The organism is Rahnella sp. PD12R, from assembly GCF_019200965.1.
Classification (GTDB): Bacteria; Pseudomonadota; Gammaproteobacteria; order Enterobacterales; family Enterobacteriaceae; genus Rahnella; species Rahnella laticis.
In genome coordinates this window covers 115,503-140,716 of sequence record NZ_JAHTMS010000010.1, presented here as the reverse complement: position 1 = coordinate 140,716, position 25,214 = coordinate 115,503, and the positions used below count along the sequence as shown (strand labels likewise).

Here is a 25,214-nt window from a genome sequence, read left to right as displayed (position 1 = left end):
GAACCCTCTGTTGAACATCATACGGCTTGATGCTAATTTGGCTAGATATCCCAGAAACAAAAGAGCTATGCGTGAAGAACACAAGTGAGTTAGCAGAACTGCTTCCCAGTTTGTCCGTTTTTATTCAGGTGGTTGAAAAAGGGAGCTTTTCTTCGGCAGGACGTGAGACCTCGATGGCCCCCTCGTCAGTAAGCAGGATGATCGACAGGCTGGAGAAACGCCTCAATGTGGTGTTATTTACCCGCTCCACGCGATCGGTCACGACGACCGAGGTCGGGCTCGAGATTTACCGGCAGGCGCAGGCCGTATTATCCGCCACGCAGGCCCTCTTCTCTCAGGCAGACAGTTTCAGTGATACCCCTCAGGGTGTTTTGCGTATTACCGCGCCGAATACGCTGGGTAAAATTCTGCTCACCCCGTTTCTGCCTGCGTTTTTACGCCGTTACCCGGAGATCAATGTCGAGCTGACGTTGTCTGACCGGGTCAGTAATCTGGCGCAGGACGCTTACGACCTGGCACTGCGTGTCACTGAAAGCCCGCCGGAAAACATGGTGGCCCGCGCCCTGATGCCAATCGATTACGTATTAGTGTGTTCCGCGGATTACGACGAAGTCCTGCCGGATTTCCCCGCCGGACTCATCAAACACAACATTTTTTTCCCTGATGAACGGCAATTTCGCGGCGCATGGCGCTTCTGGCAAAATGAAATCATGGAAAGTGTGACGCTGGTTCCACGGCTGATGATCAATAACAGTGACGCCATGATCGACGCCATTCTGCAAGGTGTCGGCATTGCGCTGATCCCCACTTTTATCGCCAACCGGTATATCGCCAACGGTAAATTGCGCCGCGTTTTACCTGACTGGCGCGTGGAAAATCCGCTCCCGCGCAACACCTACGCAATCACCCTGCCCAACAAACTCCTGCCGCTGAAAACGCGGGTGTTTATCGATGATTTTATGCAATGGATTAAAGCGGAAAGCCGGATTTAGGTCAGACGCAGGGCGCTTTTCGCAATCGCCAATATTCAGCTGACAGACAATATTTTAGACTGGGTTGATCGGTAGCCGCTAAGCTGCAGCTGGCATGTAGCAAGCTGTCGGTTTCAACCCAGAATTTTTGCATTATTATTAGCGGGGGACGATCAAACCGCCTTCTAACCCTCTTGTAAAGACGACCTGCCAGAGCTGAATATCACGAGATCTGAAAGCGCCTGCACACGAATTTAAATAATAGGTAAACATCCTTTTAAATCTTTCTGAGTAATTCCCTTCGATATGTTTCCAGGAGGCCAGAAATCGCTCACTCCAGGCCATAAGCGTTTTGTCATAATCTGGACCGAAATTATGTACATCTTCAATAACAAAATACCGTTCACTGGCCGAAGCGATATGCGCGAGAGAAGGCAGACATCCGTTAGGGAAAATATACTTATTAATCCAGGGATCGACGTTGACTTCTGTTTTGTTAGCACCAATCGTATGCAATAAGAAAATTCCATCTGGTTTCAGATTTTTGTCCACCACATCGAAGTAAGTCGCATAGTTTTTAGGCCCTACATGCTCAAACATTCCGACAGAAACGATGCGGTCAAATTTCCTGTCAAGTTCCCTGTAATCCTGAAGCAGAATTTCAACATCGAAACTGGCGCAGCGCACTTGCGCCATTTTTTGCTGTTCTGCTGATATCGTAATCCCCGTGACTTTTGCACCATAATGTTCAGCAGCGTATGCCGCAAGTCCTCCCCAGCCGCAGCCAATATCCAGCAGACTCATCCCTTTTTCTAACTTCAACTTCTCACAAATCAATTTAAGTTTATTTTGCTGTGCCTGATATAAATTATCTGCGTTCTTCCAGTAACCACAAGAGTATTGCATCCAGGGGTCAAGCATCAGACAAAAAAGGTCATTACCCAGATCGTAGTGTTCTTTACCAACTTTCAGGGCTCCTTTCTTGGATTGAAAGTTTATGAATCTCGCCCCGGCCACTCTGATGATATCTTTCAAATTATCCGGTACACGGGATTGTAAATCTGCATTAATGATTTTAGTAAAAAATACATCAAGCCTGGCGCAATCCCACCACCCGTCCATGTAACTTTCACCCAATGCAAGCGACCCTCTTTTTAAAACACGCTTATAGAATTTTGGGTTTTTGACATGAATATCATACGTCTCACCACCACCAATCTCGATCCCCGCGTCATCAAGGAGCTCACGGCAGATTCTCTGCCATTCGTTATAGTCCTTAGGTACGATCATATTTTTTTTCATTCGCGTGCCTTTTGATTAAAACCCCTAAAAATTCATGATTTCTTCTTGCAATTATAAATAAAATCCCTGGATCGCTGTGTAATCTGTTGGATTTCCCGTGTTGTTAATCCTTGCCGATAAAGATGCATAATCTTTTCTTTATCTGACTCGACATTTTTATATCTGTCTGGATAGGTCTTTAGTTTCTCCCTCTGAATATCGACTTTTTGTTGAATCGCGCACCTAAGACGATTCAAGCTACGCATCGCCTGATCTCTATCGTGCTTACTTAACTTTGGATTAATCGAAATATCCTGCCAGATTGATATTGCTCTTCGTATTAGCCCCTTACTTTCCAGAGAACTGGCCTTAAATTTTAATAAATCCACACTGTTCATTTTTGCAACCTTCTCAACTCAATTAAAATAATTAATCTACTCATTGGCCAAAAACCTCCAACGTATATAGTCATAGACCCAATTAAAAATTAACGTATAAGGTAAGAAAATAAATATTAAGCCTATTTCAACCCAAAATGCCTCAGTCACCGTTAACTCAAGTAAAAACATCGCAACAGGCGTGAGTGAAAGAACAAGTACGGCTTCAAAGAAAACGGCATGCAAAACTCGGATCGGGAAGCTTCTCTCAAATAAAAACCGCTTCTGAATCTCATCAAAAATCTTATTGAATACGTAATTCCAGATCGTTGCAGTTAGAGCGGAAATGAATGATAACGTCCCGGACTGTATCAAAGAAACTTTCAGACTGTAGGCGAGGAAAATGGCTATAACAACATTCCCAAGTACTTCAAAAAGCACAGCATGTAAAATTCTTTCCGGCGTACTCTTATTCAACTCCACTTTCATCTCGCTGCGCCTCAAATTACAACAATTGATTTCCATTAATACGTTAGCTTGCTGATAACATCGCAACCATGCCAGCCCCAAAAGCTAAACCCACGACAGCCGTCACAACCACCACGGTGCTAACAACACCGGTACCGACAGCGGCAGCTGTTTTTCCTTTGGATATTTCTTTACGCTTAAGTGAGACGAGATCCGACAAATTAATCACGAGTCCGTCATCACTGATTAATGTTTGTGGTGTTGTTCTTTTCACAGTAAGTGTACCGCTACTTCCGTTACGCAATGAATATTGCACAACATCACCTCCGTACAAAGGTGGATCAATTTTATAATAGGTATAATCAGATGAAGCAGAAGAAGCATGGACTTGTTGTTGACTCAATTCGAGTGACTTATAGCTTGAACAACCGGACACAGAAAGTAGTGCAATAATGACAGAAGACAGTAATAAAGTATGTTTCATAATTTCTCTGATTTAATAAATGGCGTTGCCGAATGCAGATAAAGAAAAAATTCTTTAGAAAATGAAGGCCGTGTTTTTAAATAGTCTTACCATCACCCCCTATACAAAGCAGTATCTGCCGGAGCTGAATTTTTCCTGCACGAAAAAATCCCGCACCAGAACATAAATAATAATCAAGCATACGTTTAAATTTCGGAGAATGATTCATTGACAACACAGGCCAGGACTCGTTTATTTTCTCAAACCAACTCATCAATGTTTTATCATAATCCGTACCTAAGTTATCCCAATCTTCAATTTTAAAATAAGGCTCGGTTGATTGGACTAATTGCTGCCCTGAAGGCAGGCATCCATTGGGAAAGATATACTTATTTAACCAGGGGCCGACATGATTAACCAGCTGGGTGCTACCTGTGCTGTGCAAAAGGAAAAGACCATCAGGTTTCAAACTGCGAGCAACCGCTTTAAAAAAATTTTGATAGTTTTTTAGCTCCACATACTCAAGCGCGCCGAGCGCGATAATGCGGTCAAATTTATCGTCAGGCAGATCCTGATAGTCTTCGAGCATTATCGTTACATCAAGTCCCTGGCACCGCGACTGCGCGACTTTCTGTTCTTCGGTAGAATTAGTGATACCTTCAACATAGACATCATAATGACGTGCCATATACTCTGCAGTTCCCCCCCAGCCACAACCGATATCTAATACACGCATCCCCGGTGCTAATTGAAGTTTTTCACAAACCATTTTCAATTTAGCTTCCTGGGCTTCAGCCAGCGTTGCGCCCGCCCTCCAGTATCCACAAGAATATTGCATATACGGATCGAGCATATGAGCGAAAACATCGTAACCAATACCGTATTCTTTTTCTAAAGCACTGCAGCCACAATCATCCGGTTTCCGGCCTAATATTTTTCCACTTAATCCCATCATGATATTGCTGTGATATCCGGGCACTGCTTCATCTAATTTATGGGCGAGAAATTTGTAGATGAATATATCCAGACGATCGCATTCCCACCACCCGTCCATATAACTTTCACCCAGTCCCAAAAGACCCTGTAGCATAATGCGCTTGAAGAAGCCGTGATGGCGTATTCTGATATCCCAGGGGCGGATTCCTTCTATCTGAATATCAGCTTTCTGTAAAAGGTTCTTTCCCATGAGTGGCCATGGGTCATACCTTGCATGCTGAGTAACGGAAGCAAAATATTTCAAAATTCATCCATTTAATCAATAACTTGCACAATTCATTGCGGGCGGAAATTTCATTACCCACAACAATTCATGGGAATTATTATTATCTATAAATGTTGTAAATGTATTATCATGACAGGACAATCTTTATCGATAAGAAGTCTAAGCAAGATGTTCTCAGGGAATCGGCAATGAAAGCCTCAGCTAAAAGAAATTGGGTTTCATCGCAGGACTATCCAATGCCCAAGGAGCGCCGTCCTGTTCATTTTCGCTCTTATTTAATTAAATCAAATACGGGCGTCTTACCACATACTCATGAATTTGCACAATTTCACTGCGCTCGAAATGGAAATATGCGCCTTGAGACCGCCGATAATTGCTGGATCGTCCCTTCACATTATGGTATCTGGATCCCCGCTTATATGGAGCATACCGTGTGGGCCATGGATGATGTATTCCTTGAAAGTTTGGATATCGAAACAGATGTCGTAGACGACACCATCACCATGTGTAAAGCCGTGACCATCAGTGACGTTGCAAAAGAGCTCATACATTATGCATCCGAAACCATTCCGGAGTTATACGATGAACATGGGAAAGACGGCAAGTTGGTCAGCGTCTTGCTGGATATTATCTTTAATTTACCGCAAGTGGATTTTGTCCTTCCCTGGCCGCAAAGTCCGGCGTTAAACGAAATGTGCCGTACTATATTGGAATCACCCGGTTCTGAGCATTTTATTGAATTCTGGTCAGCCAACGTGGGCATGTCTACGCGCAACTTTTCAAGAAAGTTTAAAAAGGAAACCGGTTTATCATTTAGTCTCTGGAAGCAGAAAATGCGGATATTTGAGTCTGTTATCATGCTTAAGCAAAGTAAAAGCGTCACGACAATAGCGCTCGAAATGGGGTACTCAAGTACAGCAGCGTTCAGCTATTCATTCAAAAGTGTTTTGGGCGTCCCTCCTACTGAATACTCCGTGTAAAGCAGGCCCCCCGCCGATATCGTGTTTACCCAGATAACATCATGAATGTGCGTAGAAAGGAAATTTGGACTGCCCCCAATCCTTGCGTTACCGGCAAACATCAGGGGGCGTTAACTCATTAACATTGAAAGGTTTGCTACCAAAACCTATAAATCCTTAAACGTCCCCAACCTGAACCCGCGTTCTGCAATCGCCTGTTTCAGTGATGCGGTCGTCAGAACATCCAGCTCTGTCAGCCGCGGATAGCAATATTTGCTCGCCAGGATCGTGTTATCGATAAACGAAGGATGGCACATGATTTCCACGGACTCGTCGCCGCGCGCGGTGGCCTGATCCAGCGTATTCAGGAACAACGCTTCTGAAATCACCTCGCCGTAGAACGTGCTGTCGAAACCCTGCGTGCTTTGCGCGCCGCGCAGAACAATTTCGCCTTTCCTGATTTCATCGCGGTCGATGCGTATTGCCACGCCCTGTTCTTTCGCAAAAGTTTCCACAATCGGAAATATTGGTGCAAGCAGATGCACGTGATGATGGCTGTCGATATGCGTGGGAAGACGGCCAAACAGTTCTGTAAACCTTGCAAACTGGGCTTTCAGTTCCTGCTTAATTTCATCAAGCGGCAGCGTGCCCTGCTCCGCCATTTCCCAGATCCATTTCCCCAGTTCACCGTCTTCGCGCACCAGACCGGGCATCGGCGAAAGCGGTTTTCCCAGCGTGAGGACAAAATGCATCCCGACGGCCAGCCCCGGATTTGCCGCACTCAGCGCCGCAGCGTGCCCGATGGTCGGCATATTCATCATCGCCGTGGTGGACGTCACGACGCCGTTGTTGAACGCGTCGATAATTCCGTAATTCTGCGCTTTGCACAGCCCGAAATCGTCGGCGTTCACAATCAGTAATTTATCCATAAGCGTCCCTTTTTAACGCGCCCTCCTTTTTACGGGAGGGCGGCGGATTATTTCAGCGCGGCAATGGTATCGGCAAAATTCGGCAGCAGCGCTTCATGGGCGAGCAACATTTCCCGCGCCAGTATTTCGGCATCTTTATCGGAATGAATCAGCGGGCTGAGATTCAGCGCCAGCAGAACGTCATTGAGTTTTCCGCTCAGCGCCGCCTCACTGGCCGCGATTTCAAAGCCCTTAATGGTGTAGATCAGGCCGAGCACTTTATCGTCAAAATGCGTGACACGCGGATGCGGCTTCGCGCCGTCGCGGCCAATCGTGCAGGTCATTTCCACCGCCCAGTCAGCCGGAATATTATCAATATGGCCGTTGTGCGGGAAGTTGACGTACTGCTCGGTCTGCTTGTCGTTGTAAATCGCGCTGATCACTTCGCAGGCCGCGTCGGAATAATACGCGCCACCGCGCAGTTCCAGCTCTTTCGGTTTGACGTTCAGCTCCGGGTTCTTGTACAGATCGAAGAGTTGTTTTTCGACTTTCTGTACCACGGTTGCCCGCGCGCCGCCCTTGTAGAATTCGCCCATTTCAATCGCCAGCATCTCTTTCTGCTTGAAGTAATACAGCAGATACGAGCATGGCAGCAGGTTCAGCGAGCGGATCAGCCCTTCGCTAAAGGGTAAATCAAAGATGTTTTTCACCGAACCGGCGGTCAGTGTGCCGGACGCCACGCCGTCGAGCAGCTCTACAAAACGGGATTCGCCGTTAACCAGCACGTCTTTGATGAACACCATGTGGTTCAGGCCAAAGAGGTCGATCGACAAATCGTCTTCCGCTGACAGTTTCAGCACATCCTGAATGAACATTTTCATGCCAACAGGAATGTTGCAGACGCCGATGAATTTTTTGAATTGGGTGTGACGGAAAACCGCTTCTGTCACCATGCCCGCCGGGTTAGTGAAGTTAATCACCCAGGCGTCAGGACAGATTTCTTCGACATCTTTGATGATGTCAAAAATCACCGGAATTGTGCGTAAGCCTTTGAATAACCCGCCCGCGCCGTTAGTTTCCTGGCCCAGATAGCCGTGGCTCAGCGGAATTCGTTCATCCAGTTCACGCGCCTTTAATTGTCCGACGCGCAACTGCGTGGTGACGAAATCAGCTCCGGCCAGCGCTTCACGGCGATCGAGCGTTTTGTGTATTTCAATTGACACACCCGCGCGTTCAACCATGCGCACGCACAGATCGTAAATAATATCCTGTTTGGCTTTTCCGCCTTCAACATCGACCAGCCACAATTCAGTAATCGGTAATTCATCGTAACGCTTAATAAAGCCTTCAAGTAATTCAGGGGTATAACTGCTTCCGCCACCGATGGTGACCACTTTCAGTTTTTTACGCATAGGAGCTCCCGTGCAATAATAATGCACTGTAAATTACAAAAAACGGTTAATATAAACAATCCATCTATAATCGATGGGTATTTAGTTAATGCTGAATAATTTCTTTCTGTAATGATTCGGCGTAAATGAAGTCAGCTTTTTGAAATTCTTAATAAACATACTCGGACTGCTGTAACCGGACTCAAATGCAATATCGGTCACGGAGTAGTTCGTAATTTCCAGCTGTTTCTTCGCAAAATCAATACGAATCTCATTGATGATTTGCATCGGCGTTTTGCCGTAATGGCGCTGTGTGGCGCGGGTCAGATATTCCTGCGACTTACCGGATAACTGCACCATATTGGATAAGGCTTTATCCCCGAAACGCGATTTATCATGCATTTTCTCAACCGCCATCGTCAGCCAGCCCGGAATATCCGCGGTCACTTCCGATTCACGATGGTGGCGCAGACGGTTAACGATATAAAACGTTACCATCTCAAGAAATTCATTAAACTCGCCATTACGAAAATTAAGGGACGCCGTGACAGACTCAATATAATTCAGAAATTCGTGGTTTATTTTATAAACCTGCGACGCAATAAACTGTGCCGGTAACAGGGCCAGATAATGCTGCTCAAAAAAAGCTTTACTGATGCCGACATTCAGTATTCTTGTCGCGCCAAATTCATAAAAGCTTTGATGATTCGAACCCAGAGGAATAAAAACAAAATCTCCGCGCTCCAGCAATACCCTTTTCCCGTTGACGTTCTGGTAATACCGCCCCGTCAGCACCACGGTGAATTCGTAGTAATCATGTTCATGCAGCCCGGAAATACTCTCTACTTTGTTGTAGATGAACATGTGGAAATTTTGACCGTCGAAGAGTTGATTTTCGCGCGCTGTCTTGATTTCCATGCTCAATACCTGTGGCTGCATCCTGGATCCCTACGTTATTTTATTTTCTCATGAAGCTCAATGAGTTCTGCAATCAGTTCACGGGCCAGCATGGACGTCATCAGATGATCCTGCGCATGGACCAGCACCAGGCTGACTTTGGTTTTCCCTTCACCCTGATCATCTTCAATCAGTTTGGTCTGCACCAGATGCGCCTCATTCAGCGCCATTTTTGACTGCGCCATCACCGCACGCGCTTGCTCAAAATCGCCCTCTTTAGCTTTTTTCAGCGCGGCGTACGCCAGGCTGCGCGCCTGTCCGGAGTTAATAATTAACCCCATTACCACTTCTTCCAGATCCTGCAATTCGGTTTCAGTCTCAACAATGCTGTCTAAATCAAACATGTTTATCTCTCCTTGAAAGTCCGCTGAATGGCGGGGCCATTTTCGCCCCGCTTTCAGGTCAGATTAGAATTTCAGTGCAGCCGCAATATCTTCTTCGCTTTCTTCTTCTTCAATAATCGCCTGAGCCTTGTTGGAAAGAATCACGAAAGGCATGTAAACCAGCGTGGCGACACCGAGGTTGAACAAGGCGACCAGCAGCGCCGCAATGCTGCCGTTACTGTTAAAGAACGCACCCAAACCGGTCGGCATGGTCCACGGTGCAAGGTTGGTGACCGGCGGAATGATGCCCATGCTGTAGGCGGCCAGCGTGATAGCGGCCAGAATCGGCTGCACCAGCACGAACGGGATAAACATAACCGGGTTCATGATAATCGGCAGACCAAACAGAATCGGTTCGTTAATCTGGAAGATGCCTGACGGCAGTGCCAGCTTCGCCACCTGACGGTGATCCGCACGGCGAGAGGCAATAAAGATGGCGATAATCAGACCCAGCGTTGCCCCGGAACCGCCCAGCAGAATGTAGGAGTCGAGCATCGGTTTGGCCCAGAAGTGGAAGGTCTTGCCCGCTTCAATCGCCGCACTCACAGAACCGTATTCGGTGTACAACGCGATGTTTTCCAGCGCCCACGGGGTCATGATGCCGTTATCGAGCGCGGTCAGCGCCAGAGAACCATGCACACCAAAGAACCACAGCAGTGAGTTGAAAATTACATACGCCCAGCCCACCACGCTTCCCATTGACGCCAGAGGTTTGGAAATGGAATCCATAATAATCTGGTGGAAGTTGTGGCCATATAATCCGAGTAACCAGGAAATCACCCCGAAAATAAACAGAATGATAAAGCCCGGAATTAACGCGGAGAAAGAACGCGAAACAGAAGTGGGTACACTGGCGGGCAAGGTTATGACCCAGTTGCGGCGAATAACAAACGTGAACATTTCGGCGACAACAAGACCGATAACCATCCCCGAAATAATATTCGCACCACCCAGCCAGTTTGCGCCAACGGCATACGCTTCGCCGACGCTGTAAGGTGTGACGGTCATAAATGCGGCAACGGCTAATAAACCCGCCGAGAGTGAATCGACTTTCCGCTCTTCGGCTAACGCCATACCGATAAAGAACGGTGCCATCAGCGACATTATTCCGAGCGTACCGTTATAAACGTTAATCCCGATGGTTTTTAATCCCGCCAGTGTTTCTATGGTTGACGGGTCTAAACGAACGCCTAAAGAATAAAAGAAGGAACCGGCACCAAAGTTCAGGAATACGTTATTAATTAAAACGAACATGGCGCCAGCCAGGGTCAGCGGCATTAATTTGATGAAGCCATTTTTGATGGCATTAATGTGGGGCTGCTTACCTATTTTTACCGCAAACGGGAGAAGTATCTTTTCAAGTGAATCAATGGCTTTGCTCATTGGCATTTTCCTTTAAAGCCGCCTTCCGGCGGCAAGGTATGAAATTCGCTCTTTGACTGGAGTTCTCTTTGACTTAAAAATGCTAATCACTGCTAATTTAAAATTGACGCAAAAGTTAAAACTTACTGTGCTGCTGCTTTTTTGATCGCAGCAACCGCTGCTTTCAATACACCCAACCCATCAATTTTGCCGTAGAGGGCAGAATCAATCACTTCAACCGGCTTGCCCGGTAATACCTTCTTAATTTCTTCCAGCATGTAACCAATTTGCGGGCCGAGAAGGATCACATCCGCAGCGTGACCTTTCTCGGCTGCCAGGGTTTCAGGAAATGCTTCAATAATGACAGGCACTTCATATTTCTCGGCCTGAACCTTCATTTTAGAAACCAGCAGAGAAGTGGACATTCCGGCGGAACAAAACAAATAAATGACTTTCTTTTCCATAATGAAAACCCTCGTATCCCGTATAGAGTGCAGGTCTGACAACGGATCTTTCTTTATCTGTCATTACTCAGTACCAGCAGATAAATAGAGATGGTTAATTGTTTCTGCTTGAAAGAAGTATACGGCATCACTTCCGGCAGGGATAATTCCGAACTTATAGAAATTGTCTCTCCTTGACCATTGCCCATGACTCCCTTCACGTTTTGGGCAAATAATTCGCGGAAATAATTAAGATCTTCGTTTACAGGGGCACGACGACAGGTCGCTGAGGAGCAGAGGAAAGGCTCAGAATTCTCCTCCTCAAATTGATATCTGTCTGATAACAGCGTTTTAACACTTTGGGTCTATCGTCCCTCATTTTCTTGTGAGAAACTGGTAATGATTGCGCAAACATTCGTAGTTTGAACTTGCAAACCAGTGAGCAATGCATTGAATACTATAATAAAGAATCACACAGGTCGTTCCCGTACGGCCACGCTTGAAGATGTTGCCAGAGAAGCCGGTCTTTCACCGATGACGGTCAGCCGGGCGCTGAATAATCCCAAGGTCGTGCGCCCAGCCACCATCGCCAGAGTGATGGATGCCGTGAACGTGACCGGGTATATCCCTAATATGCTGGCAGGCGGGCTGGCGACCAGCCGCACGAAGCTGATCGCCGTGGTTGTGCCGCAGATTAACAACAATATGTTTGTCGATACCGTTCAGGCGATCAGCGATGAACTGGCCGCGCGCGGCTACCATATGTTGCTGTGTATTGTCGGTTACGAGCCGGATGCAGAAACTGAGATTGTCGCCACCCTGCTCTCGCGCCGTCCGGACGGCATCGTTCTGACCGGTATTCATCATTCGTCAGATCTGAAAAGAATCATCCTCAACGCCAATATTCCTGTCGTGGAAATCTGGGATTTAACCCCGACGCCGATTGATATGCTGATCGGCTTTTCACATGAAAAAGTCGGCAATGCGATTGGCGAATACTTCCTTGAGAAAGGCTTCACGCGTTTTGGTTTTATCTGTGCTTCGGACAGACGCGCCGTGGTGCGCATGAATGGCGCGATCAACGTGCTGCGTGCACAACCCGGCACAGAAATCCGCGAAATGATGGTCTCGCTGCCTGCCAATATGGAAGTCGGACGTGCAGCGCTGAAAGAGATGCTTTCCGGCGGCGAGCGGTTCGACGCGATCATTTGCAGTTCCGACACGCTGGCGCAAGGCGTGATCATGGAAGCGGAAGCACAGGGGCTGCGCGTACCCGATGATTTCTCGGTGATCGGTTTTGCTGATTTGAATTTCGCGGCCCATAACCGGCCCTCGATCACGACTGTCAGCGTGGAGAAATGGGATCTGGGGATCCGCGCAGCCACTATGCTGGCGGACAGAATTGAAGGGATTAAGGTTGAGGAACCGATTGTGGATACGGGGTATCGGTTGGTGATCAGGGAATCAGCCTGATTGTTTTTGGGTTGGCCACCCAAACGGGCTTCAAGGTCAAAACCGTGGGCGTCGGCCCACACCGACTTGGGGGCGGCATATCGCCGCCGCCCCCAAGCCCCCCGGGCTCTTTTAACTCCGCGCTATCGCTCGCTGACAATGTTTCAGGCATAACGGCTATTGCCGCAAACGCCGCCGCTGCGCGGTACTTTCGCTTCGGGTTCGAACCTCCTCGAATAAAGACTCTCGCTGTTTCTCACCGCTCACTCCACGTCGTTTTGAAAGCGGCCAATGGCTATGTAATTCGGAAGATTGATGCCGGCTAATTTTGATTTTGAATTAAAAATGCCTCCAGCCGCTTTCAAAAATCGCGCCGCAGGGAGAGGTGGAAAACCGCGTATCTTTACGCGCGGTTTGTAACCCGACAGGAGGGCACCGCGCAGCGGCGGGATTTTGCGGCAATAGATGTGGCTGCTGAAACATAGTCAGCGAGCGATAGCGCGCAGTAAAAAAGACGCGGAGATTCCAAAGAGGCTCCGTCCCGGGCCTCTTTGGTCGGTTTCGGCGCAGCGCGTTAAGCAGTCACTGCAATTGAAAAACCGAAACTTACACAAGTCTGTGTAAAGCCCTTGAAGCCCGTTTGGGTGGCAACCCAAGGTCTTGGTATTGACCTTAAATATAAACATTAAATTTATTCCATTTTCTAAATGTTAAAAATGTTAGGTAACATTTATATCAACAAATAACATTAACTTTCCTTCCGGAATTATATTGATCTAAATTTAACCGGAATTATCCGTCGCTATTCTTTGATAAGAAATGCTAAATCCCCGCAACTGAAAACTCGAATAAAATAATAATAACATACTGTTTTATATGAAATTTAACCTATTCACTGATATCTAAAAACATAAGAAATATCTCCTCCTCACATTCCTTGTGGAAATTAGTCATTTATTTTAAATGTAGCGGTGATATTATAAATTTGTACCCAAAAATAATAACAATTAACCCAAACTTAACATCAGGCATGTGAGAGTCGTAATTCTATGCTCCTTCAAAAGAAAACTACCCGTCGCAAGTTTTTACTTGGGTCGCTGATGGCGTTGCCCGTCGGCACCATCATGATGAAAGGGTTGTCCGCGGCGCAGGCTGCTGAAATGGCTGCCCCGGATTTACTCGATTATAAACCCGTGTTTTTCAGCGCGGATGAGTGGCAATTTATAATGGCCGCCGCTGACCGTCTGATCCCCGCAGGAGGCAAAGGGAAAGCGCCCGGCGCGCTTGAAACCAACGTGCCAATTTTTATCGATCAGCAAATGCACGGCGATTTCGGCGAAGAAATCTATATGCAGGGGCCATTTAACGTTCACGCGCCCGCGACCATGGGGTATCAGATCCCCTTCCGTCCTCAGCAAATCTACAAAACCGGTATTCGCCTGGCGAACAGCTGGTGTCAGAAAAATCATCAGAAAGACTTCCACGCGCTCTCCGATCAGGACAAAGACAACGCCCTGACGCAGCTCCAGAAAAATGGCATCCGTTTTGCCGATATGGGCGAAGAGAACCTGGTCGCGTCGCAATTCTTCGGGGAACTGCTTTCCGATACCAAACATGGCTATCTGGCAGACCCGATTTATGGCGGCAACAAAGGCATGAAAGCGTGGATCGCCATCGGATTCCCCGGTGCGCGCGCCAGCTTTACGGAGTGGGTGAAACAACACAACGTCCCTTATCCGCTGGGGCCGGTGAGCCTGCAAGGTGCCCGCGCCTGAGCGCCGGACCTCTTTCCGTTTTCTGATGACTGACAGGATTAAAGATGGCACAAGTAATTAAACCAGAAGTCGACGTCGTCGTTGTCGGCCTCGGCTGGGCGGGCTCGCTGATGAGCATCGAGCTGGCAATGGCCGGTCTGACCGTTCGCGCACTTGAGCGCGGCGGCGATCGCGGGTACGAAGAATTTGCTTACCCGAAACCGGCGGATGAATACGCCTACGCCGTACGCAACAAAGTGATGGCAACGCCCGCCGAAGCAGCGGTGACCGTGCGTTACAACATGAGCGAAACCGCGCTGCCGACCCGTAAATGGGGCGCATTTGCGCCGGGTACGGGCGTTGGCGGTTCCGGTCTGCACTGGACGGCTGTTCTTATCCGCCCTACGCCGACCGATTTAAAGCTCAAAACGTATGCCGATGAGGCGTACAAACCGGGCATTTTGCAGGAAGATATGCGGATCATGGATTTCCCGTTCACCTGGGATGAAATCGAGCCGTATTACACCAAGTTTGAGCACATCTGCGGGCAGTCGGGCAAAACCGGCAACCTGCGCGGCCAGATTATGGAAGGCGGCGACCCGTTCGAAGGGCCACGCTCAGAGCCGTATCCGCTGCCTGCGCTGGAAGATACGCTTAACAGCAGCATGTTTGCCGAAGTGGCGAAAAAAATGGGGTATCACCCGTTCCCGAACCCGTCTGCCTGCGTCTCCCGCGCCTGGACCAACCCGTACGGCAACCAGATCGCACCGTGCAACTACTGCGGCTATTGCAGTAAATATCCGTGCCTGAACTACTCGAAAGCTTCGCCGCAGACGGCCGTCATGGACGCACTGAAACGCATGGACAACTTCTCTTATGAAGTCCACGCCAACGTGCTGAAAGTCGAATTGCATGACGACAAGAAAACCGCCAAAGGCGTGATCTACATGGATGCGCAGGGCAACGAGTGCTTCCAGCCTGCGAAAATCGTGGTGCTGAGCAGCTTCCAGTTCTGTAACGTCCGCCTGATGCTGCTTTCCGGGATCGGCAAACCTTACAACCCGATCACCGAAGAAGGCGTGATTGGCCGTAACTATGCGTTCCTGAGCAATGGCGGCTCCACGCTGTTCTTCAAAGACAAAAACTTCAACCCGTTCGCCACCGCAGGCGCCACCGGCCAGATGATCAACGACATCTCTCCGGGCAATTTCGACGGCCCTGCTCTGGGCTTTATCGGCGGCGCGAAAATCCACAGTTCTCAGGCCACCGGCACGCCAATCAGCACGTCTCTGCCGAAAGGCACACCGGCGTGGGGCACCGGCTGGAAAGAAGGCATGGAAGAGTGGTACGGCCACTCGATGAAAATCAGCATCACCACCACCTGTCAGTCTTATCGCGATATTTATCTGGATCTCGATCCGAACTACAAAGATGAATACGGCTATCCGCTGCTGCGGATGACCTTCGACTGGAAACAGAACGAACTCAAACTTCAGCAGTACCTGAAAGGGATTGTGGGCAATATCACCAAAGAGCTGAACCCGGACAGCTACAGCGAAAGCTTCCTGCCGATGGACGCACACTTTGATCTGACCAAATACGTTTCGACGCACAACGTCGGCGGCGCGGTCATGGGCGATAACCCGAAAACCTCCGCGCTGAACAAGTTCCTGCAAAGCTGGGATGTGCATAACGTCTTTGTGCCGGGCGGCAATGCGTTCCCGCAGAACTTCCAGGCGAACCCGACGGATACCATCGGAGCCATCACGCTGATGGCCGCGCAGGCGATTAAAGATCAGTATCTGAAAAATCCTGGTCCACTGGTTCAGGCATAAGCGGAGATGAACAGGATGAAACTCAAAAGTTTATTTATCGCGAACGCCCTGCTGCTGGGCACCGGGCTGATGGCCAATGCGCAGGCGGATGACGCGAATAACGCGCAGCTCATCAAACAGGGCGAGTACGTCGCGCGTCTGGGTGACTGCGGCGCGTGCCATACGGTGGCGGGGAAACCGGCGTTTTCCGGCGGCCTGGCGATTAATTCGAATCTGGGAACCATTTATTCGACGAATATTACGCCGGATAAAGATCACGGGATTGGCGGTTATACGGAAGCGCAATTCTCGGACGCCGTGCGTAAAGGCGTGCTGCCGGATGGCACCCGTTTGTACCCGGCGATGCCGTATCCGGATTACGCCAAAATCAACGATGAAGATATGCACGCGCTTTATGTCTACTTCATGCAGGGCGTGAAACCGAGTGCTGAACAGCCACCGGAAACAGATCTGAGCTTCCCGTTCAGCCAGCGCTGGGGCATGCGTTTCTGGAACTGGGCATTCGCATCCGATAAACCGTTCCAGCCGATTGGCGGCGCGTCTGCCGAAGTAAACCGTGGCGCGTATCTGGTCGAAAGCCTCGGGCACTGCGGCAGTTGCCACACGCCCCGCGGTCTGGGGATGAACGAGAAGGCGCTGGACAGCAGCGACTCTGATTTCCTCGCGGGCGGCAGTCTGAATAACTGGGACGTTCCGTCGCTGCGCGGCGTGGCGCACTGGGATCAGCAGGAAATCGTTGATTATCTGGGCAAAGGGCGCAACGACAAAGCGGCCGTGGGCGGTGAAATGACGTCGGTGGTGGAGAACAGTACCGCACACATGACCGATGAAGATCTGAAAGCCATTGCCGCGTACATCAAATTCCTGGGCGGCAATCCGCCGGTTCCGGCACCGGAAACGCAGAAAACCAGCGCGACCGAAGCCAGACTGACGGCGGCGAAAAACCTCAGCGAAGGCGAGCGTTTGTATCTGGATAACTGCGGGGCCTGCCATTTTGTGACCGGCAAAGGCGCACCGGGCGTGTTCCCGCAGCTGGATCAGGCAACGATTGTGAATGCGAAAGATCCGACCGGCCTGATCCACACGATCCTCGCCGGTGCTCAGCAACCGTCAACCGCACGCGCACCGTCAACGCTGGCGATGCCGGGCTTTGCGGGCCGTCTGACCGATGAAGAAGCGGCGCAGTTGTCGACCTTTATCCGTCAGGGGTGGAGCAACAACGCGCCTGCAGTGACAGCGAAAGACGTCAGTGAAGTCAGAAAAACGCTGACCCACTGATTTCGCCGCCCGCCAGATATCGGGTTTCAAATCAAAACGGCTTTCCTGCGGGAAGGCCGTTTTTTCGTCTGCATGCAGAAATCAGCCCGCCGCTGTTTCATGCAGATGCCGCCAAAGGATTTTGCCCTGCGCGACCACGCTGAACACCACCGTTGAATAACGCAGCGTCGCCGCCTGCCCCGGCAATTGCTGGCGCTCCTGATACGTCACCACGGCGGAGAACTCGCTTTCCGCAATTAATTCTGGCTGCTCAACCTGAATCTCCAGCCCGGTTTTCGCACCGTGCTGCGCCGTGAAAAATGCCCGTAACGCCGCATAATCCAGCCGGTGGCCGGTCAGCGTCACCATCGAATAATCCTCACTAAACCGCGCCAGCAATTCATCACAAATTGCCTGCGGAGAATTTGCATCGCCCAGCCACTGGCGGATAAGTTCATGCGCATCAAACACTTCTTTCACAAAACGGTTCATCTTTTCTCCTGTTGTTTTCATTCCTGCACCACCGCCCCGCGCGGTAATCTCAGACAAAATATCACCGGAACCAGCACGCTCACCGCCGCCAGCCCGAAACTCACTTCGTAGGCACATTGCGGCAGATACGCCTGCAACAGATTAAGCAGGACGCTGATGACCGTTACGCCAAGGCAAAAACTCAGCTGGCGGTTGATGTTCCACAACGCGCTGGCGTCAGCAAGCTGCGGCGCGGCGATGTGTAAAAATGCGCAGCTCTGCGCCGTGCTGCTGCACAAACTGCTGCCGAACCCCATCAGCGTGAACGCCGCCACCGCCAGCCACGCCTGCGGATAAACGGTCATGCACGCCAGCAGCGCAATTCCGCACCCCTGAACCAGACATCCTGGGATAAACAACGCGCGCGGGCCGGTGCGGTTAAACACTTTGCCGGTTAACCCGATAGCCGCAAACGACGCCACCGACCACGGCACCATCAGTCCGCCCGCCTGCGCGGCAGAAAACTGCATTTCATCCTGCAAATACAGCATCGCAATCAGGCCCACGCCGGTAAAAATACCGGGGATGCACTGGTAAATTATCATCGCGGTGCGCAGCAGCGGCTCCCTGATCAGCCGCAGATCCAGCAGCGGATTATGTCGCCTGCGCGCATCGCGAACGAAAGCATAAAGACACGCCACACCCGCCAGCAATAACGCGCTCCCCGCGGTCAACTCGCTGCGTTCCCCCAGACGGGTCAGGCCGGATAAAATCAGCGTCAGCCCGAGACTGGCCAGTAAAAAACCGCGCAGGTCAAAACGCACCGCAGGTTCAGCCGGAACCTCGCGCAGCCAGCACAATGCAAGGATCCAGGCGAGCAGCGCCAGCGGTAAACTGGCGACAAAAACCCAGCGCCAGTTCAGATGATCCACGATAATGCCACCCGCCACCGGCGATAACGCCGGTGCCAGCAGGCCAACCAGCATGATCACCGCTGAAAGCCGCGCCCGTTCGTGGCTGCGATAAAGTGCGTACGCCAGCGTTTGTCCGACGGGGATCAGCAGGCCGCCGCCGAGCCCCTGCACATTCCGCCAGACCGTCAGCGACGTCAGACTTTGCGCGCCCGCAGCGCCAACCGACGCCAGCATAAAAATCGCCAGCGACACGGTGAATACGCGACGGGCGCCCAGCCGTGAAGCCAGCCAGCGGCTGGGCGGGATCACCAGCGTCAGCCCGAGAATATACCCGGAACTGACCCAGGCCAGCGCACTGACCGGCGCGTCAAAATGCCGGGCGATGCCGGGATACGCCACGTTGGCGATAAACATGTTGATCAGATCAACAAAAAACCCCAGCAGATACACACTGGCCACACGCGTGCGGTACTGCATTTGATTCTCTCCTTCACACTGAATGGCGGGCAATGTAACGGAGAAAGGGTGGCTGATATACGGGCGGGTTGCCGCTACACTGTCAAAATAATTTTGACAATAAAAGGCTTCGGCATGCTGAATTTACAACGTCTGGAAATTTTCGTGGCAGTGGTGACGGCGGGGAGTTTTACCGGCGCAGCGGCAACGCTCGGGCTGACCAAAGCGGTGGTGAGTTTTAACGTTAAGCAGCTGGAAAATGAAACCGGCGTCGCGCTGCTGACCCGCAGCACGCGGCGTCTGGCGCTGACTGATTCCGGCGAACGCTTTTACGAACGTTGCCGGATTTTATTGCAGGACGCGGAATCGGTGCTCGACGATGTGCGCCGCGATCACGGCGGGCTGAGCGGTCAGTTGCGGATCACCAGTACGCCGGAATATGGCGCGCGGGTGGTGGTTCCGGCGCTGGCCGCGTTTGCGGCGCTGCATCCGCAATTGCGCATTCAGCATGTCGCCTCATCGCATCACGATGACCTGATTTCAGGCCGTTTCGATCTGGCGATCCGCCTTGGTCAGCTGGCGGATTCCAGCCATCACGCCGCCACGCTGGGCAGTTTTGGCATACTGCCGGTGGCGTCTCCGGCGTTTTTACGCGGGCACGGCGACATCGGTAATCTGCAACAGCTGGCACAAGCAAAGTGGATTGCCCACTGCCGTCTGCCATGGCCGGTGAGCTGGCCCGTGACGTTACCGCAGGGAGAACAAAAGCTGTTTCGCGTCGCCACGCCGCCGGTCGTGACCGCCGATAATGCGTCTTCGCTGCTGGCGTTCGCCCTGCACGGCACCGGTGTCGCATTGCTGCCGGACTGGCTGATTCAGCCGGAAACCGACGCGGGCCGCCTGCGCCATTTGCTGCCCGATCATCGTTTTCCGCCGCAGGGGATTTTTGCGCTCTACCCCAACACCAGCCACGTTCCCGAGAAAGTACGGCGGTTTATTGATCACTTACGTGCGCAGTGAATGCCGGGAGGGAGACTCATCCTAATGCGGTTACGGCTTTTTGCCGTCCGCTTCCAGCCGTTCAGTGATCGGCTTCACCACTTTCTCGCCGTGATAACCGTAGAACTGGAATAATGTGTCGGCAGCGGCTTTGGTCAGAACGGTAATTTCAATGCGGCGGTTTGCCGCGCTCTCCGGATTTTCCGGGTCAAGCAGCATGCGGTCAGCCATCGAACTCACCTGAATCACCCGCGCCTGATCCAGCCCGCCGCCTTCCAGTGCCCGGCGCGCCACCAGTGCGCGGTCACCGGAGAGATTCCAGTTGTTGTAACGCTCCTGATCGCGGAACCGCACCGCATCGGTATGGCCGGTAATGATGATCTGGTTATCCAGTTTATTAAATACCGGCGCCAATTCGGTCAGCAGGCGGCCAAAGAATGGCGTAAGCGTGGAACTGCCGCGCTCAAACATCGCTTTCTGGCGGTCGTCCTGCAATAGAATGCGCAGCCCCTGCGGGATCACTTCAATTTTCAGGTTGGCCTGTGCGTTATTTTCCGCCGTGATTTTTTCAATCACCGCCGTCAGTTCTTCCATTTCAATATGCGAACGGTTCATCACGCTGTCGAGGGATTCACCGCCGTCTGCGTCTTTCCCGTCTTTACCGCGTGGATCGTTCGGATTCTGCGCGGTACTGGCGTCGGTCACCGGCTGTGCGGGGCCGATCAGTTTGCCGCCGCCGCTGGCGCTTTCCATATCAATCGGGTCAAAAACCGTGCTGCTGAAAATCGACTGGCTGTTGATCTGCGCGACGATTTCTTTGCGTTCTTCTTCACTCACGGAACCGACAATCCACAGCACCATGAACAGCGCCATCATGGCCAGCGTAAAGTCTGCAAACGCCACTTTCCAGGCACCGCCGTGAACGCCGGAATGCCCCTTGCGCGAACCCCGCTTGATGATCGTTGTGCTGTGGGTATTTTTCGACGATCTCATGTCTCATCTTCCGCCATCTGGTTAACCCAGCCGTCAAGCGTTGCAAAGGTCGGTTTGCTGACAAGCGGCAGCATTTTGCGTCCGGAATCCACGGACAGCAGCGTGGGTTTTCCGGCAACGTGATTCACCAGCACCATACGCACGCATTCCAGCACCGACATCCGGCTTTTACTGCGCTGTTCCATGGCATTCGCCAGCGGATCCAGCAGGCAATAACAGAAGAAAACGCCGAGGAATGTCCCGATCAGCGCCGCAGCCACTTTCACCCCGATCAGCGCGATGGAACCGTCAATCGACTGCATGGTAATGATGATACCGAGCACTGCCGCGCAGATACCAAATCCCGGCATGGCTTCTGCGGTACGTTGCAGGGAGCGCGAAGGCACCAGCAATTCTTCTTCCACCGCTTCCAGTTCCTGTTCGAGGATCCCTTCCAGTTCGTGCTCGTTGATTTTGCCCATCGCCATCAGGCGGAAGTTATCCGCAATAAACGTAATGAGCGCTTTATCGCGCAGGATCAGCGGGTATTTCTGAAATAACGGGCTGTTTTCCGGCACTTCAATGTGCTCGTCCAGCGTTTTCAGGCCGCCGTCCTGCACCAGTTCCAGCAGTTCATACAGCAGGATCAGCAGCTGTCTCTGGAACTCGTCGGTGTATTCATTTTTGCGCATCGCGCCTTTCACCTGCTGGCACATTTCCCGCAGGACGTGTTTGGGATTGGCAATCACCATCGCCCCGATGCCCGCGCCGAGAATGATCAGGATTTCACCCGGTTGCCAGAACGACGCCAGTTGCCCGCCGGACATAATGTATCCGCCAACGACGCTGAACAGCACGATGAGCAGACCTAGAATTTTTTGCATAATCTTTCCGTATAAATCTGATTAGTTGAAACAGAGGCGAATTTTTTCGCTGATCTTTTTATTGAGCTGGCAGACTCTCGCTTCAGTCAGTTCGAGCACCAGCGCGATTTCCTTCAGACTCAGTTCCTGCTGGTAATACAGCGCCAGAATCATCTGTTCGCGCGAGTCCAGCTGGCTGATGGCGTAGGCGAGCATACGGCTGGTATGCACGTCGTCTTCCAGCGCCCGGCCCTGCAAGGCTGCGGGGGCGAAATCCCCCACCGCCAGCAGGTTATCGAGGCTTTCCATCGTGCCCGCGCTGTCGAGTTGCAGGTATTCCTGATACTCATCCGCAGACAGCTCAAGGTGCAGGCGGATTTCTTCTTCCTGCGGCTCGCGGCCGAGCGTGCGGCTAAGCGTACGCAGCGCATCGCTGATTTTGTGCGTTTTCTGCCGCAGGCGCCGCGGACGCCAGTCGTGCAGACGAAGCTCGTCAAGCACCGCGCCACGGATACGCAGCGCGGCATAACCGGCGAACATTTCGTCAGGCGCACCGTAACGACGCAGCGCTTCCAGCAATCCCATCAGCGCTATCTGTTCCATGTCATCACGGTCAATGACCGCATCCGCCTGCGGTGCCAGCTGGCGTACCACGCGTCTGACCAGCGGCAGCCAGTCCTTCATGTACTGACTTTCCTGACCGGGCGTCAGCGCTACGCTTTCGATAAATTCACTCATTGCGGATTACTGGAACACCAGCTTGCTGATGATGACTTTCTCAAACGGCAGGGATCTGTCATTGCGTTCAAACGATTTCTGGTAGTTTTCCATCAGCAGTTCGCGGATTTCACCGACGGACAAATTGCGCGCTTCGGCATAGGTCATCGCCGACAACACATCCACCGTGGTGCCGCGGATCACCGGAATGTAATTCTCTACCCGTTTCTTCTGCTGTTCGCCAGCCGTACCCAGCCCCAGCTCGAGCAGCATATAACGCTCACGCCCCTGATCGTTTTTCAGCGTCACCACCAGGTTTTTAATCTCAACGAATTCCATGTCGTCTTTTTCCTGCGCGCTGCGACTGAGCATTGAACGAACCGGGCCGTCCGGTTTGTCGTTAAGCCAGGCATTGCCAAAAACCACCAAACCGGCGGTCATGACCGCGGCGAACATAGCCAGAAGCAGGCCAAGTAAAAAAGTCTTTAAAGTCATGATGTCATTACCCTGTTGGTCAGACTGTCGTCAGAATTGACGTGTCGAGCGGCTTCACAGACGACATGTCATCGGCGCGACTGCGCGCAGCCGGGGCGATATCCGCCAGATTTGCGGGCTGGTACGGCGTCTGCGACGGGTGTTGTCCCTGCTGCTGCGATGACTGCTGCTGAGACGAAATATTGACCTGCACCTGCAGGTTGTTTTGCGCAGTCAGCGACTGGCGCAGTTCATGGCTGACCTGTTGCAGGGCGCGCGCGACTTCCGGCTGTCCGGCCTGGATCTGCACCTGTAATTTGTTGGCATCCAGTTGCAGCGAGATCTCAATTTTGCCCAGCTCGGGCGGATCCAGACGGATGGTGGCGTGCTGAACGCGGTTATCGAGTTGCAGCTGTAACCGCTCGCCCAGAACCTGACGTAATTTCTCGCCCTGGATCTGCGTGCCGTCGGTGATATTCATCGGCATATTTACGGCTCTGGAAGCAGCTTCAGAACGACCCTGCGTGATGTCCGGCGGGTTATGCGCGGTCTGGAAACTGGCGGGCAATACGCCTGCAGGCTGTTGCTGCGTTCCCGGCGTTAGCACCGGTTTTTCTGCACCTTCCTGACGCTGTGCCAGTGAGATCAGCGCGGGCCACATCGCCAGCGGCTTGAGGGTGTTTTGCGCGCCCGGCTGAGACAGGCTTTCAGCCACGCTGGCCGCCGTTGCCAGCGCCGCAGAAGTTTGTGCGCGGGGAGTTTTAGTTTCCGCCGCAACCGGCATCACAGGGGGTTCATAACCCGCAGGCAGAACCCGTGTTGCCTGTTCTGTGGCCGCGATTTCGACAGGAGCGACAGGTGCTACCGGCGTTTCCTGCGGAACCAGAAGATTCAGCAGTTGTGCCAGTTGTGCCGCCACGTCGTCAGACAGCTGCGTGTCGGTTTCTGACGATGTGGGGGCAGATTCGTCCGGACCGCCATCAGCAGAAAAGGCGATCAGCGGAAGTTCTGGCATCACAAAACTGACCGCGTCAGAAGCCGTCCCTTGTGCCGGTAACGCCAGCGTCTCCGGCAGCGCGGAACCGGTCACTGGCGGGAAATTCATCGGTTGCAAAGGGATCAATTACAGTTCCTCTTCCTGAGAAAATAAGGCGTACGCCTGACGTCCGTCACGCTGGCTCCGGTGCTGGCGCATCTTTTCTTCCAGCTCCGTCCGGCGCGTTTCGCAAACGCGATACATCTGCTGGTGATGCTGCTGCAGCGCCTGTAATGCCTGACGCTTTTCCTGCGTAAGCGGCGAAGCGGCCATTGCGTGCAGCAGCCGGGCAATGGCCCGGTCTGCCTGTTGTAAACGCGGCCAGTCCTGTGCTTCGACCGCCTGCGTTAACGCCTGCCCGAGCTGGCGGATGAGCTGAAGATCATCCATTCAGCTTGCCCATCCCTTCCCAGCCTTCGCGGATATTGCCCAGGATTTGCGCGACTTCGTCAATCATTTCGACGGACAGTTTGTCGCTGGCGTCATACAGGCGGTAAACGCTGTAGTCATAAATGCCTGCCAGTTGCAGCGCCAGATCGCCGCCCCGGTCGTAGTCGAGTGCGCTGGTCAGGGCGTTCAGAATGTCGATACATTTGTTAATGCTCTGCGCCTTTTTCTCGAAACGTTTGGCTTCGATATGGCTGCGCGCGCGCACCAGTTCATCCATCAGGCCGTTGAACAGCATCAGGACCAGCTGGTGCGGCGTGGCGGCGGCGGTCTGAATCGCCAGATCCGCATCCTGATAATGGTGATAATCGTTTTGAGTATTTCCGTACATAAGCTTCTCCGTCAGCTCCCTGCGGTTCTCTGGCCTGCGCGTGAATGCGTT

General features: G+C 51.8%; 27 protein-coding genes. 7 read left to right on the top strand and 20 right to left on the bottom strand.

From position 1 onward, the window contains the following. The first annotated feature begins 29 nt into the window (after window positions 1–29). Window positions 30–992 (top strand): LysR family transcriptional regulator, encoded by a 963-nt coding sequence (locus KWG64_RS19405; RefSeq protein ID WP_255562238.1) that lies wholly within the window; start codon window positions 30–32, stop codon window positions 990–992. A 138-nt stretch (window positions 993–1,130) separates the two neighbouring features. Here the strand turns inward: KWG64_RS19405 and cfa (KWG64_RS19400) are convergent, their stop codons facing one another. The 5 genes from cfa (KWG64_RS19400) to cfa (KWG64_RS19380) form a co-directional block, all read right to left on the bottom strand. After that, a complete protein-coding gene (cfa, locus tag KWG64_RS19400; protein WP_218522851.1) occupies window positions 1,131–2,273 on the bottom strand; it encodes a cyclopropane fatty acyl phospholipid synthase in 1,143 nt (380 codons plus the stop codon). Window positions 2,274–2,305: 32 nt separating this feature from the next. Next, entirely contained in the window at window positions 2,306–2,650 is a 345-nt protein-coding gene (locus tag KWG64_RS19395; RefSeq protein ID WP_218522850.1) for a hypothetical protein, read from the bottom strand. A gap of 36 nt (window positions 2,651–2,686) precedes the next feature. Further along, window positions 2,687–3,118, bottom strand: a complete 432-nt coding sequence (locus KWG64_RS19390) for a PACE efflux transporter (RefSeq protein WP_218522849.1) — start codon at window positions 3,116–3,118, stop codon at window positions 2,687–2,689. A gap of 43 nt (window positions 3,119–3,161) precedes the next feature. Beyond that, window positions 3,162–3,581 carry a hypothetical protein gene (locus tag KWG64_RS19385; protein WP_218522848.1) on the bottom strand — a complete coding sequence of 140 codons (420 nt, stop codon included), beginning with the start codon at window positions 3,579–3,581 and terminating at the stop codon, window positions 3,162–3,164. Window positions 3,582–3,657: 76 nt separating this feature from the next. Continuing rightward, the gene (gene cfa, locus KWG64_RS19380) at window positions 3,658–4,800 is read right to left on the bottom strand and encodes a cyclopropane fatty acyl phospholipid synthase (RefSeq protein ID WP_255562237.1); all 1,143 of its coding nucleotides are present in this window, start codon (window positions 4,798–4,800) and stop codon (window positions 3,658–3,660) included. 170 nt (window positions 4,801–4,970) lie between these two features. On the opposite strand from cfa (KWG64_RS19380), the gene KWG64_RS19375 reads away from it, so the two are divergent. Continuing rightward, window positions 4,971–5,762, top strand: coding sequence for a helix-turn-helix domain-containing protein (locus KWG64_RS19375; protein WP_195812996.1), 792 nt, complete (start codon window positions 4,971–4,973; stop codon window positions 5,760–5,762). A 146-nt stretch (window positions 5,763–5,908) separates the two neighbouring features. On the opposite strand, the gene chbG is transcribed toward KWG64_RS19375, so the two are convergent. The 6 genes from chbG to KWG64_RS19345 form a co-directional block, all read right to left on the bottom strand. After that, window positions 5,909–6,670: a chitin disaccharide deacetylase gene (chbG, locus tag KWG64_RS19370; RefSeq protein WP_218522847.1), complete on the bottom strand. Its 762-nt coding sequence runs from the start codon at window positions 6,668–6,670 to the stop codon at window positions 5,909–5,911. Window positions 6,671–6,717: 47 nt separating this feature from the next. Continuing rightward, the gene (locus KWG64_RS19365) at window positions 6,718–8,061 is read right to left on the bottom strand and encodes a 6-phospho-beta-glucosidase (RefSeq protein ID WP_218522846.1); all 1,344 of its coding nucleotides are present in this window, start codon (window positions 8,059–8,061) and stop codon (window positions 6,718–6,720) included. Between the two features lie 81 nt (window positions 8,062–8,142). Continuing rightward, on the bottom strand, window positions 8,143–8,979 hold the full coding sequence (chbR, locus tag KWG64_RS19360) for a transcriptional regulator ChbR (RefSeq protein WP_195812999.1): 837 nt from the start codon (window positions 8,977–8,979) through the stop codon (window positions 8,143–8,145). A gap of 14 nt (window positions 8,980–8,993) precedes the next feature. Further along, complete coding sequence (chbA, locus tag KWG64_RS19355) at window positions 8,994–9,341, bottom strand: PTS N,N'-diacetylchitobiose transporter subunit IIA (RefSeq protein WP_195813000.1); 348 nt, start codon at window positions 9,339–9,341, stop codon at window positions 8,994–8,996. Window positions 9,342–9,404: 63 nt separating this feature from the next. Next, window positions 9,405–10,763, bottom strand: coding sequence for a PTS N,N'-diacetylchitobiose transporter subunit IIC (gene chbC / locus KWG64_RS19350; protein WP_152326755.1), 1,359 nt, complete (start codon window positions 10,761–10,763; stop codon window positions 9,405–9,407). A 122-nt stretch (window positions 10,764–10,885) separates the two neighbouring features. After that, window positions 10,886–11,206 carry a PTS sugar transporter subunit IIB gene (locus KWG64_RS19345; RefSeq protein ID WP_195826036.1) on the bottom strand — a complete coding sequence of 107 codons (321 nt, stop codon included), beginning with the start codon at window positions 11,204–11,206 and terminating at the stop codon, window positions 10,886–10,888. A gap of 417 nt (window positions 11,207–11,623) precedes the next feature. On the opposite strand from KWG64_RS19345, the gene KWG64_RS19340 reads away from it, so the two are divergent. The 4 genes from KWG64_RS19340 (at window position 11,624) to KWG64_RS19325 (ending at window position 17,504) form a co-directional block, all read left to right on the top strand. After that, window positions 11,624–12,658: a LacI family DNA-binding transcriptional regulator gene (locus KWG64_RS19340; protein ID WP_370628726.1), complete on the top strand. Its 1,035-nt coding sequence runs from the start codon at window positions 11,624–11,626 to the stop codon at window positions 12,656–12,658. A gap of 1,028 nt (window positions 12,659–13,686) precedes the next feature. Beyond that, a complete protein-coding gene (locus KWG64_RS19335; protein WP_218522844.1) occupies window positions 13,687–14,412 on the top strand; it encodes a gluconate 2-dehydrogenase subunit 3 family protein in 726 nt (241 codons plus the stop codon). Between the two features lie 44 nt (window positions 14,413–14,456). Beyond that, window positions 14,457–16,226, top strand: coding sequence for a GMC family oxidoreductase (locus KWG64_RS19330; RefSeq protein WP_195824356.1), 1,770 nt, complete (start codon window positions 14,457–14,459; stop codon window positions 16,224–16,226). A gap of 15 nt (window positions 16,227–16,241) precedes the next feature. Beyond that, a complete protein-coding gene (locus tag KWG64_RS19325; RefSeq protein WP_370530237.1) occupies window positions 16,242–17,504 on the top strand; it encodes a cytochrome c in 1,263 nt (420 codons plus the stop codon). Window positions 17,505–17,585: 81 nt separating this feature from the next. Here KWG64_RS19325 and KWG64_RS19320 read toward each other — a convergent pair whose 3' ends face one another. Then, window positions 17,586–17,975: a DUF4440 domain-containing protein gene (locus KWG64_RS19320; RefSeq protein ID WP_218522843.1), complete on the bottom strand. Its 390-nt coding sequence runs from the start codon at window positions 17,973–17,975 to the stop codon at window positions 17,586–17,588. A 17-nt stretch (window positions 17,976–17,992) separates the two neighbouring features. Next, the gene (locus KWG64_RS19315; RefSeq protein ID WP_218522842.1) at window positions 17,993–19,345 is read right to left on the bottom strand and encodes an MFS transporter; all 1,353 of its coding nucleotides are present in this window, start codon (window positions 19,343–19,345) and stop codon (window positions 17,993–17,995) included. 114 nt (window positions 19,346–19,459) lie between these two features. On the opposite strand from KWG64_RS19315, the gene KWG64_RS19310 reads away from it, so the two are divergent. Beyond that, a complete protein-coding gene (locus KWG64_RS19310; protein WP_218522841.1) occupies window positions 19,460–20,344 on the top strand; it encodes a LysR family transcriptional regulator in 885 nt (294 codons plus the stop codon). Window positions 20,345–20,374: 30 nt separating this feature from the next. Here the strand turns inward: KWG64_RS19310 and lafU are convergent, their stop codons facing one another. Genes lafU through fliS form a run of 7 tightly spaced genes read right to left on the bottom strand, consistent with a single transcriptional unit; the run spans window position 20,375 to window position 25,163 of the window. After that, entirely contained in the window at window positions 20,375–21,316 is a 942-nt protein-coding gene (gene lafU, locus KWG64_RS19305; protein WP_218522840.1) for a putative lateral flagellar export/assembly protein LafU, read from the bottom strand. Continuing rightward, complete coding sequence (gene motA, locus KWG64_RS19300; RefSeq protein WP_218522839.1) at window positions 21,313–22,179, bottom strand: flagellar motor stator protein MotA; 867 nt, start codon at window positions 22,177–22,179, stop codon at window positions 21,313–21,315. Before motA ends, lafU begins: the two co-directional genes overlap by 4 nt. Before the next feature lie 21 nt (window positions 22,180–22,200). Then, window positions 22,201–22,896, bottom strand: a complete 696-nt coding sequence (locus KWG64_RS19295) for a FliA/WhiG family RNA polymerase sigma factor (RefSeq protein WP_218522838.1) — start codon at window positions 22,894–22,896, stop codon at window positions 22,201–22,203. A 6-nt stretch (window positions 22,897–22,902) separates the two neighbouring features. Further along, window positions 22,903–23,370: a flagellar basal body-associated protein FliL gene (gene fliL / locus KWG64_RS19290; RefSeq protein ID WP_218522837.1), complete on the bottom strand. Its 468-nt coding sequence runs from the start codon at window positions 23,368–23,370 to the stop codon at window positions 22,903–22,905. A 19-nt stretch (window positions 23,371–23,389) separates the two neighbouring features. Then, entirely contained in the window at window positions 23,390–24,472 is a 1,083-nt protein-coding gene (locus KWG64_RS19285) for a flagellar hook-length control protein FliK (protein ID WP_255562236.1), read from the bottom strand. Beyond that, window positions 24,473–24,775: a flagellar protein FliT gene (locus KWG64_RS19280; protein ID WP_218522836.1), complete on the bottom strand. Its 303-nt coding sequence runs from the start codon at window positions 24,773–24,775 to the stop codon at window positions 24,473–24,475. It lies immediately after the preceding gene. Beyond that, window positions 24,768–25,163 (bottom strand): flagellar export chaperone FliS, encoded by a 396-nt coding sequence (gene fliS / locus KWG64_RS19275; protein WP_195813013.1) that lies wholly within the window; start codon window positions 25,161–25,163, stop codon window positions 24,768–24,770. The genes KWG64_RS19280 and fliS overlap by 8 nt, the downstream gene beginning before the upstream one ends. Window positions 25,164–25,214: the final 51 nt, after the last annotated feature.